Source organism: Mammaliicoccus vitulinus, assembly GCF_029024305.1.
In the GTDB taxonomy this organism is placed as follows: Bacteria; Bacillota; Bacilli; order Staphylococcales; family Staphylococcaceae; genus Mammaliicoccus; species Mammaliicoccus vitulinus.
In genome coordinates this window covers 2,304,913-2,319,132 of sequence record NZ_CP118974.1, presented here as the reverse complement: position 1 = coordinate 2,319,132, position 14,220 = coordinate 2,304,913, and the positions used below count along the sequence as shown (strand labels likewise).

16 protein-coding genes are annotated in these 14,220 nt (G+C 33.4%); 7 read left to right on the top strand and 9 right to left on the bottom strand.

All coding sequences use genetic code 11. The annotated features are described in order from the left end of the window. The first annotated feature begins 100 nt into the window (after window positions 1–100). From rpiA to PYW35_RS11580, 5 genes are all read left to right on the top strand, one after another. A complete protein-coding gene (gene rpiA / locus PYW35_RS11600) occupies window positions 101–781 on the top strand; it encodes a ribose-5-phosphate isomerase RpiA (RefSeq protein WP_103323199.1) in 681 nt (226 codons plus the stop codon). A 92-nt stretch (window positions 782–873) separates the two neighbouring features. Then, the gene (locus PYW35_RS11595; RefSeq protein ID WP_103323198.1) at window positions 874–1,326 is read left to right on the top strand and encodes a DM13 domain-containing protein; all 453 of its coding nucleotides are present in this window, start codon (window positions 874–876) and stop codon (window positions 1,324–1,326) included. A gap of 66 nt (window positions 1,327–1,392) precedes the next feature. After that, window positions 1,393–1,830, top strand: coding sequence for a DoxX family protein (locus PYW35_RS11590; protein WP_103323197.1), 438 nt, complete (start codon window positions 1,393–1,395; stop codon window positions 1,828–1,830). Between the two features lie 5 nt (window positions 1,831–1,835). Further along, on the top strand, window positions 1,836–2,516 hold the full coding sequence (locus PYW35_RS11585) for a response regulator transcription factor (protein WP_103323196.1): 681 nt from the start codon (window positions 1,836–1,838) through the stop codon (window positions 2,514–2,516). Beyond that, complete coding sequence (locus PYW35_RS11580; protein WP_103323195.1) at window positions 2,517–3,560, top strand: HAMP domain-containing sensor histidine kinase; 1,044 nt, start codon at window positions 2,517–2,519, stop codon at window positions 3,558–3,560. 295 nt (window positions 3,561–3,855) lie between these two features. On the opposite strand, the gene PYW35_RS11575 is transcribed toward PYW35_RS11580, so the two are convergent. After that, window positions 3,856–5,358 (bottom strand): glycosyltransferase, encoded by a 1,503-nt coding sequence (locus tag PYW35_RS11575; protein WP_103323194.1) that lies wholly within the window; start codon window positions 5,356–5,358, stop codon window positions 3,856–3,858. 190 nt (window positions 5,359–5,548) lie between these two features. On the opposite strand from PYW35_RS11575, the gene PYW35_RS11570 reads away from it, so the two are divergent. Then, on the top strand, window positions 5,549–6,202 hold the full coding sequence (locus PYW35_RS11570) for a CPBP family intramembrane glutamic endopeptidase (RefSeq protein WP_103323193.1): 654 nt from the start codon (window positions 5,549–5,551) through the stop codon (window positions 6,200–6,202). A gap of 226 nt (window positions 6,203–6,428) precedes the next feature. Here PYW35_RS11570 and PYW35_RS11565 read toward each other — a convergent pair whose 3' ends face one another. The 3 genes from PYW35_RS11565 to PYW35_RS11555 all read right to left on the bottom strand — a co-directional run bounded on the left by PYW35_RS11565 (window position 6,429) and on the right by PYW35_RS11555 (window position 8,094). Continuing rightward, window positions 6,429–6,833 carry an Rrf2 family transcriptional regulator gene (locus tag PYW35_RS11565; protein ID WP_103323192.1) on the bottom strand — a complete coding sequence of 135 codons (405 nt, stop codon included), beginning with the start codon at window positions 6,831–6,833 and terminating at the stop codon, window positions 6,429–6,431. Between the two features lie 70 nt (window positions 6,834–6,903). Further along, window positions 6,904–7,533: an NAD(P)-dependent oxidoreductase gene (locus tag PYW35_RS11560; protein ID WP_103323191.1), complete on the bottom strand. Its 630-nt coding sequence runs from the start codon at window positions 7,531–7,533 to the stop codon at window positions 6,904–6,906. A gap of 138 nt (window positions 7,534–7,671) precedes the next feature. Further along, complete coding sequence (locus PYW35_RS11555) at window positions 7,672–8,094, bottom strand: aggregation-promoting factor C-terminal-like domain-containing protein (RefSeq protein WP_103323190.1); 423 nt, start codon at window positions 8,092–8,094, stop codon at window positions 7,672–7,674. 221 nt (window positions 8,095–8,315) lie between these two features. On the opposite strand from PYW35_RS11555, the gene PYW35_RS11550 reads away from it, so the two are divergent. Then, window positions 8,316–8,873 carry a GNAT family N-acetyltransferase gene (locus PYW35_RS11550; RefSeq protein WP_103323189.1) on the top strand — a complete coding sequence of 186 codons (558 nt, stop codon included), beginning with the start codon at window positions 8,316–8,318 and terminating at the stop codon, window positions 8,871–8,873. Between the two features lie 410 nt (window positions 8,874–9,283). Here the strand turns inward: PYW35_RS11550 and PYW35_RS11545 are convergent, their stop codons facing one another. From PYW35_RS11545 to PYW35_RS11525, 5 genes are all read right to left on the bottom strand, one after another. Further along, window positions 9,284–10,162, bottom strand: a complete 879-nt coding sequence (locus PYW35_RS11545) for a glycine betaine ABC transporter substrate-binding protein (protein WP_103323188.1) — start codon at window positions 10,160–10,162, stop codon at window positions 9,284–9,286. A 16-nt stretch (window positions 10,163–10,178) separates the two neighbouring features. Beyond that, complete coding sequence (locus PYW35_RS11540; protein ID WP_016911258.1) at window positions 10,179–11,015, bottom strand: ABC transporter permease; 837 nt, start codon at window positions 11,013–11,015, stop codon at window positions 10,179–10,181. Next, window positions 11,008–12,045, bottom strand: coding sequence for a quaternary amine ABC transporter ATP-binding protein (locus tag PYW35_RS11535; protein ID WP_016911257.1), 1,038 nt, complete (start codon window positions 12,043–12,045; stop codon window positions 11,008–11,010). Before PYW35_RS11535 ends, PYW35_RS11540 begins: the two co-directional genes overlap by 8 nt. A gap of 305 nt (window positions 12,046–12,350) precedes the next feature. Beyond that, the gene (locus tag PYW35_RS11530) at window positions 12,351–13,223 is read right to left on the bottom strand and encodes an SDR family oxidoreductase (protein WP_103323187.1); all 873 of its coding nucleotides are present in this window, start codon (window positions 13,221–13,223) and stop codon (window positions 12,351–12,353) included. Between the two features lie 87 nt (window positions 13,224–13,310). Beyond that, the gene (locus PYW35_RS11525; RefSeq protein ID WP_103323186.1) at window positions 13,311–14,159 is read right to left on the bottom strand and encodes an oxidoreductase; all 849 of its coding nucleotides are present in this window, start codon (window positions 14,157–14,159) and stop codon (window positions 13,311–13,313) included. Between the last annotated feature and the right edge of the window lie 61 nt (window positions 14,160–14,220).

Sequence of the window (14,220 nt, the reverse complement as noted above, 5' to 3'; positions counted from 1 at the left end):
TTGCCATATTTAACTGAGTCAAACACCATATAACTACACATATTTCACATTATGTTAAACTGAATTTTATATAGCTTTTATTTTAAATGAGGTGTTAAGCGTGAATCAAGATAAGCTTAAAGAACAGGTTGCGCATGAAGCGGTTAATGATATTCAAGATAATATGATAGTTGGATTAGGTACTGGTTCGACGATGTATTATGCGATTCAAAGGCTAGGTGAACGTGTTAAAGATGGCTTAAATATAAAAGGGATTCCTACTTCTGAACAGACGGCTAAATGGGCTCAGCAGTATGGTATTCCACTTACTGATTTTTCTGAAGTGAGTCATTTAGATATTGTGATTGACGGTGCTGATGAAATTGATGGTAACTTCCAATTGATTAAAGGTGGGGGCGGCGCGCTTTTACGTGAGAAAATTGTAGCTAATGCCACTGATCAATTTATCGTTATTGTTGATGAATCTAAATATGTTAAGACGCTAGGTAAGTTTAAATTACCTGTTGAAGTGATTCCTTTTGGATGGGAAGTGGCGGCTCGTGAAATTGAAGCGCTAGGTTGTGAGGCTACTTTAAGAGTAGGTAAAGATGGTACATTCTTATCCGACAACGGTCATTATATTTTAGATTGTGATTTTAAAGAGATTCATAACCCTGAAAAGTTAAATCAAGATTTAATTTCTATTATTGGTGTAGTAGAGACAGGTTTATTTATTAACATGGTTCAAAAAGTACTTATCAGTTATTCAAATCCTGAAAAAATTATAGCATTAAATAATTAATAATGAGTTCATAGTAGTTAATAAACAGCTAATGGTTTAATGACCACATAGCACATACACTTAAGTTATCAACTAAAGAGGAGATGTGTGATATGAATTTAACGAAAACTACATTTGGAGCATTCGCGTTAACTACAACGTTATTATTAGGTGCTTGTGGAGATGGCGACATGAACAAAGATGAAAAGATGGACAATAAAAGTGAAATGAAAGATAAAGACATGAATAAAGACAACATGAAAGATCAAGATATGATGAAGTCTGGCATGTTTAAATCTATGAATGATGAAATGGTAGAAGGTAAGGCAACTATTAAAGATCATAAATTGATGCTTACAGATTTTAAATCATCTAAAGGACCTGACTTACATGTTTACTTAACGAAAGATGGGGACGTTGAAAAAGGCATGGAAATCGATAAAGTCGATTATAACAAGATGGAACAGACTTTTGATTTAAAAGATATGGATACATCTAAATATAATGAAGTTACGATTTATTGTAAAAAGGCACATGTCGTATTTGGAAGTGCTAAATTAAAATAAAATCAATTGCTAAGGGGAATTCAGAAAGTCTGGGTTTCCCTTAAACTTTATTTAAAGGAGTATGCCATGAAGAAAATATTTCAAATCTTATGTTTAATTGTTCGCTTTATAAGTGGCTTTATCATTTTAATGCAAGGTTATGAAAAAATAACTGGAGGATTTAGTTTAGAAGGATTAACAAAAGTCATTGCTCAAAACGAAGACTCACCGACATGGTATAAGCAGTTTTTTGAGCATATCATTGCACCATATACGACATTATGGGAATGGGTGATTCCGCTCGGAGAAATCATGATTGGACTAGCGCTAATCCTTGGTTTCTTACAGTATTATGCAGCACTTTTTGGTATATTTATAATGATAAATTATATTTTAGCTGATATGATTTTTACGTATCCTATGCAGCTTATAGGTTTTATCATAATTGCGTTAAATGTGGAGCGTTTACGTAATGTGTCAGCGCACGCATTTTATAAAATGTTTATGAAAAAGGAAGCAGGATAGATAACATGGCGAATATTTTAATAGTAGATGACGAACAAGATATTTTAGATATTTGTAAGACATACTTCGAATACGAAGGACATCAAGTCGTAACAGCATCGAATGGACAACAAGCTATCGATCGCATGAAGGATAATATCGATTTGATCATTTTAGATATTATGATGCCGGAGAAAAATGGCTATGATGTGGTTAAAGAAATGAAAGCTCAACAATTAGATATTCCGTTTATATATTTAACAGCTAAAACGCAAGAACACGACACGATATATGCGTTGACCTTAGGAGCTGACGATTATATTAAGAAACCATTTAGCCCACGTGAACTCGTGTTAAGAGCGCATAACTTATTAAATCGTACTCAAAAATATAACAAACAAGCATATTTAACTTTTGGTTCATTACAATTATGCAAACAAGAAAAGAGCATTCAGATTGATGGGCAAGATATTGCGTTAAGAGTGAAAGAATTTGATTTGCTTTGGTATTTGGCAGAACATGAAAAAATGGTCATATCCAAATCAGAACTTTTAGAAAAAGTATGGGGTTATGACTATTATGAAGATGCGAATACTGTAAACGTACATATTCGTCGCATAAGAGAAAAGTTAGAACAACAAAATTATAATGAGTATGTCATTAAGACGGTATGGGGGCTTGGATATAAATTTGAAAGGGCGAAGTAGATGTTAACAATTAGAACGCAAATCATGACTGCTTTTATAAGTAGTATCGTATTAACGACACTTATTTTAGCATTTGCATATAAGTGGATGTGGTTCGATGCAAACACGACATTGTTGCTCACAGTAAGCGCGATTATCTCAAGTTGCCTTACGACATTTATATGTATTTTGTTTATTAATCCGTTAGTTAAACGTATAAGGCTCATGAATAAACAAACTAAATTGATTGCTAAAGGAAATTATAATGAAAAGAAATTAAAAATAGATAGTCCGAAAGAGATGAAAGAACTAAGTGATTCATTTAATACGATGGCACACAATATAGAAGCGCAAATTGAACAAGTGAAACATGAACAATTGGAAAAAAGTGAAATGGTACAAAATTTAACACATGATTTAAAAACACCTTTAGCAAGTATCACTTCTTATGCAGAAGGTTTGAAAGAAGGTATTATTACTAACTCCGATGAACAACAAAAAGCTTATGATGTCTTAATTAAGCAAGCACAACGCATATCATTTATGTTTGATGAATTAACAAGTGTAATGGAACTCAATACAAATCAATCTGAAACATATAAACTAGAAACGATTTATTTAGACAAACTTTTTGTGACGATTTTACAATCTTACGAACGACAATTATCAAATGAAAATCGAACAATAGATGTACAACTGTGCGAAGAAATCACGTCGATCAAACAATATAGAATACCACTGGAACGAATTTTAATAAATATTATCGACAATGCATTCAAGTTTACACAGTTAGGTTCAAGAATAGAAATTAAAGTAAGGAAAGAAGCGGATGATTATGTTTGTATCGCTGTTTCAGATGATGGACCAGGTATAGCTGACAAACATTTAAAACGTATCTTTGATAGAACGTATCGTGTAGAAGCATCAAGAAATAAAGATACAGGAGGCTCTGGTTTAGGGCTTTATATAGCTAAAAATCTCGCACATCAAATGGATGGACAGTTAGAAGTTGAGAGTAAAGTAGATGTAGGTACAACATTTTATTTGAAAGTACCAATGAAATAATGACGAGTAGAAATCTTCATCAGAAACGCACGATATCTTTTGAGTCTTCGTGCGCTTTATCCATATTTTGCCAAAAACGCACGATATCTTCTGAGTCTTCGTGCGCTTTACCCAGAATTTACCAGAAACGCACGATATCTTTTGAGTCTTCGTGCGCTTTGGCCGTAACAATCATTCAAAATCGTAATATTTAATATGAAAAGAACTCTTCACTAGGCGATAACCTAATGAAGAGTTCTTTAATATTCTATCAACCAAGACGGTAAATTCTCTACACCTCATATTTACAAATAATTTATGATTTTATGACGTTAAATAAGTTATGCCATTTTTTGATTACTTCATCTTGTGAATATTTTTGTGCTTCAATGATGCTGGCAGATCTGAATGATTTTTGAAGTTCTGGATTATTTAAGAAAGTCTTAACAGTTTCGTATAGTTTATCTTCGTCATTTTTAGGCACGAGATAGCCATTTTTATCATTTATAATGAGTTCGCTCGGTCCATATGCAATGTCGTAACTAATAGCAGGCAGACCATTTGAAAGGGATTCGAGTAAAGCTAATGAAAATCCTTCCATATTACTTGTGATGAGGCTGACATGTGACGAATGCATTTCGCTTGTTAAATCAGGAATAAATCCTCGGAATTTTACGTTATCTTCTAAATTTAATGTTTTAACTAGGTCTTCTAGTTTCTTTTGCTCTTTGCCAAAACCAAATAAATGTAATTCAATTTGGTCGAAGTCTTCTTTTAATTTACTCACGAGTCGAATTTGATGATCGAGTTGTTTTTCTGGTGAATATCTTGCAATAGACATTAACTTTATAGGTCCTTCTGGTAACGTTTGAACATTGGGTAATGTTGAATGCTCAGTATATCCAACAGGGATATTAAATACTGGTATTGATGAATGAATAAGGCGTTCAATATCCATTTTTTGTTGTTTTGTAGATACGATGATACCTGAAAATCGATTTAAATTTGAAAATACGGATTTATAAATATTTTTAGTGTCTGACCCTTCAATATCATCATTATTTTTAACATGCGTACTATGCAAAACAGAGATGACAGGTATTTTAGAATCTGTTAATAAAAACGGTGGGGACGTGAATCCCGTTTTGTCACTAAAAAATAAATCGCCATCTTTATATAAATTTTCATAGAAAAAGGCCGTTAATTCGTTTTTATTATCGAAAGTGTAATCTCTATTATGAAAGTTATTAAGTATAATTCTCGTGATGCGCTCTTTTTCAGCTTCAGGATCATAATAAACTTCCAATTTAACGTCACCTTTTGGCGTTAAATAAGATTCATGAACAGTCTTTTCTTTCGTCGTTAAATATTTGATGCGACTTAGGAATCCTCGTGAATCATAATGTTCTCTTTTAATTTTTCTCCCTTTAGAATCGAAATAATTTACGTAGTTTAAATATTTGTATTCGGAATCATGAAAACTGGCATATATAATTCTAGTGCCATTCGAAAATACACGAACATCATGTGTATTGGGTATATATTTAATTTCATATTGTTGTTCGCATTTCCAATATTCAATCCAGTCTTTAATCGTATTAATGTGAATATGTCTTGCTTCTTGGAAGAAGTCGAACATAGAAAATATATTATTGTTAATGCCAAAGATTTTTGAGTGTTTATGTAAATGAGGGTTCCAAGAAAGTGTTATAATGTGTGAATCAATTTTATTTGAATGAAATAATTTAAATCTGTTTATAACTGATTTTTCAATGCTTGTTAGTTTGTTGCCAAGATTATTAACTAAAAAATAATTCATGAATATACCACCCATCTAGTAAAGTCTTATATATATAATATAGCTTATTTTAAAAGAAAATGTTAGACAGTCATGCCTAAGTTATAAAATCTATATCTCATAAATTATAGTCGTCAATATAGTTAAATTCTTGCTATAATACATATATTGTTATAAATAATATCAAGAATTATTTAAATGGGGAAAATCAATGAATATCAATAAATTTTGGGAAGATTATGATCCAATATCAAAGCAACAATATAAACACGTATTATGGCAATCAATACTGCTCACTGTTATATGCATGGGAACATATACATCAATAGGGTTAGCGAGTAATTGGTTTGTACTTGTTCTTGGCATAGTACTACTATTTTTGCTGATGTATTTAATGTTAAAGTTTCAATTTAACTTGATTAAGCATAAGTCTATTGAAAAAAAGTATCTCTTATATGCACTAATAGCTGCATCCATATCCCTTGCAATATACTGGTCGATTTCAGCGATCATAGGCCAACCACATAACCAAATGGATGTGTATGATGATTTAAATACTTATCCACTTTATGTATCTATCATCATATTTGTGATTTTAGGACCAATTTTTGAAGAATTGATATTTAGAGGATTTATATTAAAAGGAATGTTCAAAGGCCATTTGTTGTTAGGTTTAATTGTATCCAGTATTTTGTTTGGACTTATTCACGGACCAGCAAGCTTTGGAGAATTTACGATATATCTTGCGTTAGGCTTAATATTTGGAGGGTTATATTTAATCACCAATCGAATCGAAATAGCGATGATTTGTCACGGTTTAAATAATTTAGTACATATCGTAATATTTTTGGCTTTTTATAATTAAAGGAATACGAAAAAAGGTCTGGGACATAAATGTCCTAAACTATAATGATATTGTAAAGTGCATGCTTGCCTGGGGTATGGCTCGAGCCTGTAGTCTCTCACTCATACTATTCCCCCGGGCGTCAGCACTTTACAAAATCAGAAATATAAAATCACCCAATCCGAAAATGATTCTAACGGATTGGGTGATTTATTTTAAGTTGGGATTTATGTCCCAAACCTTTTTTCTACTTAGCCATTTTCATTGCTAAGTCTTTTACTGTTGTTGTATTGAGTTCTTCTATGATTTTTAAATCTACGTTAGTATAAATTTCATCTAATGCAGTTTGTATATTTTTACCGATTACGCAATCTGGGTTTGTATCTTGGTGTATTTTAGCGAAATGATCTTCTTCTTGTATAAGACGGTATACGTCTCCTAAAGCGATTTGATCGGCTGCCTTGGATAGTTTATAACCTGATTTACCTTGTTGGCTTTCTATTAAATTGCCATTTCTTAAATATTTACATATTTTTCTTACGAGTGTAGGATTGCTGTTTATGCTACCTGCTATAAATTTACTTGAAATTGGTTCTTCGTTGATTGATAGCAATGAAAGTATATGAATTGCAACCGATATTTGTGTGTTCACGCTTTATCACCTCTTGGATTCATTATTTATTATAACTTTGAGAGATGATAATTGCGATAGGAAATAGGAATTATTTTGAAACGACTGAAATTCTTTCTTGTATGTGTGTACCTTCAGTTGCTTCATCTATTAATGCAATCGCATAATCGGCATAGCTGATTTTACTTTCGCCTTTACTATTTAAAGTGAATTGTTCGCCAGCTAAAATATAGTCTCCAGTTCTTTTGCCGTCAGCTATAAATTCAGCTGCTGGGCTTATAAACGTCCAACGTACATCATCTCTCTTACGAAGTTCTTCAAGCGCTTTACCTTGGCTTGTTGCAAGTGGTTTAAATGCTTCAGGGAAGTCAGCTGTGTTATACAGTTGTGTTTCTAATTGATCATCAACATATAAACTACCAGCGCCGCCAACAACAATCAATCTTGTGTTTGTGTGAGCTAAAATATCACTTAAATGTTGTATTGTGTCTTGATGTAAATGAAGTTTATCTTCTCTAAATTCACCAAAAGCATCAACAACGATATCAAATGGTGTTAAATCTTCAGTTGTTAAGTCAAAAATATCTTTAATAATTGATTGGGGTGCAACTGTCTTATTTTCTTTACGTACAATTGCTGTAACATCTAAGCCTCTATTTACAGCTTCTTCTGTAATGAGTTTACCTGATTTACCATTTGCTGCGATTACGCCTATTTTCATTTTAAAAAGACCTCACTTGTATTTAATTTGGATACAAGTAAAGTATAATATGCTTGTGTCAGTTTGTCAAAAAATATTTGCTCATAAAAAAATGCTATGTGGGGAATCCACATAGCATAAGAGAGCGTATATTAAATTTTACCACCAATTGTTAGCTTGACGGAATTCAATTGCAGCTTCAACAGAACCATAGCGTTCTTTAGCATAGTTAATCATGCCTTTAGTTTGTTCTGCAACGCTACCAGTACCCCAAGCTTCTTTAGTTTGACCAAGACCTCTATAGCCTAGTTCATTAACCGCATTTGGGTTACCACTTGATTCAGGCATTACGATATTATCCCATAATGCTTTTGTTCCACCAGCAGCGATAAATTCTTTGTACACTTCGCTAGTATTTGATGTATCAGTTGATTCAGCTGTTTGAGTTGGTTGTGCTGTTTGTGTAGTTGTATAGTTATAGTTTGTATTTTGATTTGTATATTCACTTGCATCTGCTTGAGCTCCAAAACCAGAAGCGATAATTCCTGCTGCAGCTGTTGTTGCAAATAATAATTTTTTCATAATTAAATTTCCTCCATATGCAATAAATAGCATTTATATATTTTCTTTCTTGATTACTTTATACACTTTAACATCAATTTTGATATCATAGGTTACAGTAGAATAAAAAAGAAATGTCTTTTATGACAATCATATTAAAAAGATAATAGACTTATGACAACTTGAAATTTAAAGCGTTTTAAGTAGCTTTTTTAAAATAAATAAAAATCGAGGTACGATTTATGGAAAAAATTAAATTAAAAATGTTAAGAAATAACTTAGACAATATTCCTCAGTTTGATTTACCATATGGATACGCTATTAGAATGTTTAAAGAAGGCGATGAACTCAACTGGGCTAAAATTGAAACAGCAGCCGAAGAATTTAAAACAATTGATGAGGCACTAGAAAGATTTGATCGAGAATTCGGTATTAATATAGAAGAAATGAAATTCAGATGCCTTTTTATAGAGAATGAAAAAGGAGAAGCAATAGGTACAACAACAGCATGGTTTGGTGATTTAGATAACGGTAGACAACAATTAGGAAGAATACATTTTGTTGCAATTAAACCAGCATACCAAGGAAAGAAACTATCGAAGCCATTATTAAGTGCTGCATTGAACAAAATGGTCGAGATCGGACATGAACAAGTATATTTAACAACGCAAACTACAAGCTATCCAGCCATAAATATGTATTTAAATTATGGATTTGTACCATATGATATAGACGGCAAAGATCAAAGAGGCTGGATGATGATGGCAGAACTATTAGACCGGAAACTAGGGGAGAAATAGGGAGAATAGTGTGAGTGAGGGTGTAGATGATAAATAGGGGCGATGATAAATAGAGCCGTTGAATTTATCAAGTCAGGCTCCACATGATAAATAGAGCCCGTGAATTTATCAAGTCAGGCTCCACATGATAAATAGAGCCCGTGAATTTATCAAGTCAGGTCCCACATGATAAATAGAGCCCGTGAATTTATCAAGTCAGGCTCCACATGATAAATAGAGCCGTTGAATTTATCAAGTCAAGCTCCACATGATAAATAGAGCCCGTGAATTTATCAAGTCAGGCTCCACATGATAAATAGAGCCGTTGAATTTATCAAGTCAAGCTCCACATGATAAATAGAGCTCCAATAAATAAAAAAAAGCCTATACCTTTGTTCCCGAGGTATAGGCTGCTCTATTATAAATCAGTATTATTTATCTGATTTAGATTTTTTAGTCCATTCTTTTACTTTATCTTGGTTATCATCTACCCATTTTTCTGCTGCTTTCTTAGGTGATGTACCATCTTGGATATCTAACATAACAGATTCCATATCTTTTGTAGTCCAGTTGAAGTTATCTAAAGTTTCATATGCTTTTGGACTATCTTTTTTCAAGTCTTTACGTGCCATTGTATTAATATGTTCTGCTTTACCGAATGAGCCTTTAGGGTCTTTCAAGTATTTTAAATCATATTTTTGGAATTTCCAGTGTGGAGACCAACCAGTCACAACAATGTCGTCACCTTTTTTCATTGATTGGCCTAATGTTGTAGCCATAGCGCCTGATGAAGATGTTTCAACTTTCCATCCGTCTAATTTGTAATCTTTTACTGCTTTTTCAGATGCTTTAACAACACCAGCACCTGGTTCGATACCGATGATTTTCTTGCCAGCTTGATCTTTTAAGTCAGCAATTGAATCGCCATCGAAGTCTTTGTTTACAACTAGACCAATTTTAGCACCTTCAAGGTTTGGACCTAAATCATCAAGTTTTTTCTTATGTTTTTTATATAAATCTCCGTGAGTTCCTGGTAACCAAGCACTAACCATTGCGTCTGTTTCACCAGATGAAACGGATTCCCACATTACTGCGTTATCTAAAGGTGTAATTTCAACGTTATAACCTTCATCTTCTAATACTTTTTGCATTACATGAGTTGAAGCAATTTCTGAATCCCATTCAACGTATGATAAGTTTATATCTTTTTTACCTAAGTCTCCATCTTCACTTGAGCCGCCATTCCCACAAGCTGCTAATACTAAAGCTAAAGAAAGAGCTAGTACGAGTACACGCCATTTGTTCTTCATTATAATTCCTCCTAGATTATTTGTTTTTTGATGATTGAGTAAAGCGGTCGATAATGATTGCAAGAATAACGATACTTAAACCTGCTACGAAACCTGAACCTACTTCTGCACGTTGTAGAGAACTTAAGACATCTCTACCTAAACCTGGTGCGCCAATCATTGATGCTATTACAACCATTGATAAAGCTAACATGACAGTTTGGTTTACACCGGCCATGATAGAGGCTTTAGCAAGAGGGAGTTGTACTTTAATTAATTTTTGCATGGAAGTAGTACCAAATGCATCACTAGCTTCTATTAATTCTGCAGAAATTTGTCTTATACCTAAGTTCGTTAAACGAATAGTAGGTGGTGTAGCAAATATAATAGATGCGAATACACCTGGAACCATGCCTATACCGAAAAATGCTACGGCAGGAATTAAATATACGAATGCAGGCATTGTCTGCATAAAGTCTAAAATCGGTTTCATAACGGCTTGGAAACGATCACTTTTAGACATCAATATTCCAAGCGGGATACCGATGATAACGGATAATAAACTACTGATGATTACAAGCGTCATCGTATTAAGTAGTTGATCCCATAAATCTTGATTATAAATAAAGAATAAACCGACACCAACTAAAATCGGTGCAATAATCTTCCTATTCATTACAAAGAAAGCTAGTACCATGATGATAATGATAAATACGAAAGGATGTAGCAATTCTAATAAAGATATGATGAATTGCATTATGCTACCTAGGTACGTCTTAATTGGATCGAAAATAAAGCTGAATGTATTTGTTAACCATTCTACAAATGAGTTAGCCCAATCTGACAAAGGTAATATTGGTAACATATTAAGCATGACCCATCACCTCATTCCCTTGTGCTAATACATCGAACACATCTTGGAAGTTAAGTTTTCCGACCACTTTGTCGTCTTTTTTAATCCAAAGTTCGTGAATACCGGATTTGAAGTGTGGGAATGTTTTATAGAGTAATGATTCAGCCTCTATAAATGACATGCCTTCTACTAATTCTACATTTTCAACAGTATCCATAACATGTTTTACTTTTAACACTTTAGAACGATCGATGTCTTTAACGAAATCTTTAACATAGTCGTCAGCAGGATTAATGACAATCTGTTCAGGTGTGCCAACTTGTGCGATTTCTCCATCTTTCATTAAGGCAATTCTATCACCAATATGAAGCGCTTCATCTAAATCATGTGTAATGAAAATAATCGTTTTTTGCATATTATGTTGTAATTGCAAAAGTTCGTTTTGCATTTCTTTACGAATAAGTGGATCTAATGCTGAGAAGGCTTCATCCATTAACAAAATATCTGTATTGTTAGCTAGCGCTCTTGCTAAACCAACACGTTGTTGCATCCCGCCAGATAATTGTTTAGGAAGTTGATCTTTATAACCATCAAGTCCTACTAACTTTAATGATTCTTCTGCCTTTTTCAAACGTTCCTTTTTCGGTACGTTCTTTACTTCTAATCCAAAAGCTACATTTTCAACAACAGTTTTGAAGGGGAATAAAGCGAAACTTTGGAAAACCATGCTTAAGTTTTCACGTCTAAAGTTACGTAAATCTTCAGTGTTTAATGATGAAATGTTTTTTGAATTAATTAAGATATCGCCATCAGTGGGGTCTATTAAACGGTTAATCAAACGGATAAGTGTTGATTTACCACTCCCGGAAAGACCCATGACTACAAATATCTCGCCATCTTCAATCGTGAAGTTAGCATTTTTGACAGCTACTGTTGAACCAGTCTCTTTAAGGATTTCGTCTTTAGATTTATTATCCTTTAAAAGCGTTTTAACTTGGTCATTGTAATTGCCAAAAACTTTTGAAACGTCTTTGATTTCTATTTTGCTCAAAATAACCAGTCCCTATTTGTTTATTGACTTATATTACGCTATCATAACAAAATTTAATAGTCAAATTAGTATTGTGCAATCTTTTGCTTTAAAAGTATAATTCTTATGATTGAATTTTGAGTATAAGCAATTAATTTTCGTAAATATAGGGTGTGATTTGTTACCGTCATTAACATAAAGAAAGCGCTTATTCCAATGAAAAATGTCGAGCTTCTTCATATTTAAAATAAGCGCTTAAAAATTGATTGTTATCACAAGAAAAATTTTTCAAAACTTTTTTCTTAAAATCATTTTGTCATATAATATTAAGTTGTCATAAAGTCTCCACCATTAATGTGGATGACTTGTCCTGTTACGTAAGTGGAATCTTGTGATGCTAAATAAACATATGCTGGTGCATTCTCACTCGGTTGTCCTCGTCTGCCTAGTGGCGTTTCCGATCCAGCGTTTTCTACTTTGTCTTTATCGAAAGTTGCTGGAATCAATGGTGTATATATTGGGCCAGGTGCGACTGCGTTCACACGAATGCCTTTATCAGCTAATGAAGTCGCAAGAGAACGCGTGAATGAGACAATGGCACCTTTAGTAGCAGAATAATCAATGAGATGTGCGGAACCACGATATGCCGTCACACTTGTCGTATTAATAATGACATCTCCCTTATTTAAATGGGGCAATGCAGCTTGTGATAGATAAAACATACCGAAAAAGTTCGTTTCAAACGTTTCTTGTAGCTGGTCTTTCGTAATATCTTCGAAATGATCTTGTGGATGTTGAATACCACCGTTGTTAACTAATATATTGAGTTGACCAAAGTCTGCGATGACTTTGTCTACAAGTTCTTGAGCATGATTGTCTTTTTTTAAGTCATGTTTATAGGCTTTTGCTTTAACGCCGATTTCTTCAAGTCTTGCCAATGCATATTTGGCATCTTTATCTTCATCGTAATAAGCGATGGCAACATTTGCACCTTCTTTAGCAAAAAGGATAGCAGTTGCTTCACCAATTCCGGAATCCCCACCTGTAACAAGTGCTACTTTTCCTTTTAATTTACCGCCAGCTTTATAATCTTCATCTTCGATAATAGGTTTTGGTTCCATTTCATGTTCTATACCAGGTTGTACCTGTTGCGTATAACCTTCTATTTCTTCATGCTTTTTTTCGAATTTATCTTTCATAAAATTACCCACCTTTATGGTTAAACTTATATTAATTTTTACCCGAATATAGAAAATTAAAACGATTTTACACTGCAGGCATGCTTATTAAAATGTACTTAAAATGGCGTAAGTACTGTCTAAATAGGGTGTGGATAACTGATGTTTTTGACTAAGGTTGTATATATAACCTTGAATATATTGAGTTTCTAAAGGTCGCGCATTAATCATGTCATAATACATGCTTGTTCCCATATCATCTGGGTATCCTTCATAAATTTTCATAATGCTTTCTTCTAAATCATCATCAAAATGTACATTTTCAGCTTTTGCAACACGCTTGCCTTCTACTAATAAGTTATAACAAAGTGTTTTGACTTCGTTAGACTTTAGTACTACGGCAGGTTGTCGCGTCAATGCTGTTACAGTGTTAATACCTAAATTAACGATGAGCTTGTACCACACATGTTCGGGATAATCTTCAAGACACTCGATATTGAGCAAACTGTCTTGTGTAACGGTTTGAAGTTCAAGCGTGTTGTTATCTAGAGGGAGCTTTAAAGTCCAATCTCTAAAATGCGTGACGCTATTTTTATCTTTTTGTCCACTTATATAAACAACTGCATGATATTTATAAGGATGATTTATTTTTTGTAGCTGTCCATAGCCATTTTGAGTTAAAATAATAACACTGTTTGAGTGTATGACATTGTTAAGGTATGGGATGATTGAATCGAGTTGGGTCGTCTTGACGGCAATAAATAAAATATCAACTGGTTCATGAGCATCTTGCAGGGCATGAACCGTAAATTCATGTTGCTCGCTATGATTGTATTCTTGGAAGCTAACGGTGGAATTTGATCTTCCAAATAGCGCAACGTTATGACCAGATTGATTTAATGCATATGCGATAGCTGTGCCAACTGCACCAGGACCGATTATTCCAAACTTTTTCATTTATTATTTTCCTTTCAATGTTAATATATACATAATAACAAAAATGAGAAGGTGGTACCGG